This is a genomic window from Streptomyces atratus (assembly GCF_014648655.1).
Classification (GTDB): Bacteria; Actinomycetota; Actinomycetes; order Streptomycetales; family Streptomycetaceae; genus Streptomyces; species Streptomyces atratus.
On the sequence record NZ_BMRN01000242.1, the window covers coordinates 1 to 510 of the forward strand.

The 510-nt window shown below is 63.3% G+C and carries 1 protein-coding gene; it reads left to right on the forward strand.

Annotated elements, in window-relative coordinates:
• A partial coding sequence (locus IEZ15_RS44305; protein ID WP_189282559.1) for a hypothetical protein occupies positions 1-510 on the forward strand: 510 nt, incomplete at both ends.

Sequence of the window (510 nt, forward strand, 5' to 3'; positions counted from 1 at the left end):
CTTCATGAAGCAGGTTCTGGACAATCTGCCGGACATCAACAACAAGGACGCCTACGCCAAGGGTGTCCTTGAGCTGGCCATAAAGTCGAAGAACGTGGGCGCCAGCACCGGTCCGATATTCCTCCTGCGGCAGTTCAACGAGCACATCAAGTCCCTCGACACCACGCAGGCCCCGAACATCAGGTTCGGGCCGCCCGCCGAGTTCCGTGTCCGGACAGCCGAGTGGGCGGACTGGACGCGTCTGGACTGGCTGACCGACGAGAGCGAGAACCAAGAAACCCCCCAGAGCACGTCCGCGCCCGCCCGGCGGAAAACACTGGCCAAGCGCCTCGGCGACACCGTCAGGACAGTCAAGGGCTCAATACGGTGGGGCAGCGGCAGGTCCGGTTCGAACACAGCACTGCTACCGAACAACGGAACACTGCTGAGCGGCCTCGACCCCGCACCGCAACGGCTTGAACAAGACAGCGGGACACCGAAGGACGAACTCGTCGGCAACGACGGCCGGAA